The 2,048-nt window shown below is 52.3% G+C and carries 1 rRNA gene; it reads right to left on the bottom strand.

Annotated features, from left to right (window positions below):
- Window positions 1-1,600, bottom strand: a 23S ribosomal RNA gene (locus AAGW05_RS18440); the annotation flags it as partial.
- Between the last annotated feature and the right edge of the window lie 448 nt (window positions 1,601-2,048).

Here is a 2,048-nt window from a genome sequence, read left to right on the forward strand (position 1 = left end):
TGTAAAGTTTGGGCGGTTAGTATCACTGGTTCAATATGGGCGGTTCTTCACCGGTACGGGAATATCAACCCGTTGTCCATCGACTACGCCTGTCGGCCTCGCCTTAGGTCCCGACTTACCCAGGGCAGATTAGCTTGACCCTGGAACCCTTGATCATTCGGCGGACGGGTTTCTCACCCGTCTTTCGCTACTCATGCCTGCATTCTCACTCGTGTGGGCTCCACCGCTAGTTCACACTGCGGCTTCAATGCCCACACGACGCTCCCCTACCACTCCAAACCCCTGAACCAGGAAAACCTGGCTTGGGTACTGTTTGAAATCCACAACTTCGGCGGTGTACTTGAGCCCCGCTACATTGTCGGCGCGGAATCACTTGACCAGTGAGCTATTACGCACTCTTTTAAGGATGGCTGCTTCTAAGCCAACCTCCTGGTTGTCTAAGCAATCCCACATCCTTTCCCACTTAGCACACGCTTAGGGGCCTTAGTTGGTGGTCTGGGCTGTTTCCCTCTCGACTATGAAGCTTATCCCCCACAGTCTCACTGCTACGCTCTGACTTACCGGCATTCGGAGTTTGGCTGACGTCAGTAACCTTGTAGGGCCCATTAGCCATCCAGTAGCTCTACCTCCGGTAAGAAACACGCAACGCTGCACCTAAATGCATTTCGGGGAGAACCAGCTATCACGAAGTTTGATTGGCCTTTCACCCCTACCCACAGCTCATCCCCTCCATTTTCAACTGAAGTGGGTTCGGTCCTCCACGCGCTCTTACACGCGCTTCAACCTGGCCATGGGTAGATCACTTCGCTTCGGGTCTAGATCACGCCACTAAACTCGCCCTATTCAGACTCGCTTTCGCTACGGCTTCCCCACACGGGTTAACCTCGCGACGTAACACTAACTCGCAGGCTCATTCTTCAAAAGGCACGCCATCACAGGAACAACTACACCCAAGGGTGCACGCCTGCTCTAACGGATTGTAAGCACACGGTTTCAGGTACTATTTCACTCCCCTCCCGGGGTACTTTTCACCTTTCCCTCACGGTACTTGTCCGCTATCGGTCATTAGGTAGTATTTAGGCTTATCAGGTGGTCCTGACAGATTCACACGGGATTTCTCGGGCCCCGTGCTACTTGGGATACTCACCCAAGGGAGTGCACTGCATTTCAGTTACGGGACTCTCACCCTCTACGGTCGGCCATTCAAAACCGTTCACCTATACATGCACCATTCCCCTTCCCAGTCCGGCAGAACTGGATCGGTAAGTCCCACAACCCCGCACCATGCAACGCCCGCCGGCTATCACACATGACACGGTTTAGCCTGTTCCGCGTTCGCTCGCCACTACTAACGGAATCACTATTGTTTTCTCTTCCTGTGGGTACTGAGATGTTTCACTTCCCCACGTTCCCTCCACACATCCTATATATTCAGATGCAGGTCACCACCTCGCCTTGCGACGGGTAGCGGGGTTCCCCCATTCGGACACCCTCGGATCAAAGTTTGGTTATCAACTCCCCGAGGCTTATCGCAGATTCCTACGTCCTTCTTCGGCTCCTAATGCCAAGGCATCCACCGTGTGCCCTTAAAAACTTGACCACACACATGCGGTCAACAAAACACTATCGAGAGAACCATGAAAACCAACACCACCAAACCCCAAAAGGGCTCAACAGCATCAGATCCAGGTTCAAATTATCTCAAAGAAATTGCTTCTTTATAAAGATGCTCGCGTTCACTATGTAGTTCTCAAACAACAACCCCACCACACACCATCCCCAACCACGCACAACACACAAAAAAATTGTGTGTCGCACAACGACCGGTTTGGTTGTGTGCAGGAAACCAGAAAGCAACAACACTCCCACCCCACAGGGGGTGGTTTTGTTGTTGTTTCAGGACCCAACAGTGTGCCAAACACCACCCACCGCCACGACTCAATCCTTGATGATGTTTTCCCCGCAACCACAGGTGGTCGCTGTACTAACATCAGATTGCCTCGTGCCGACAGGCACCTATTTTATTGATATTCCACCCTTGAGCAACC

The sequence above is a fragment of the Arthrobacter sp. LAPM80 genome (assembly GCF_046736435.1).
GTDB lineage: Bacteria > Actinomycetota > Actinomycetes > Actinomycetales > Micrococcaceae > Specibacter.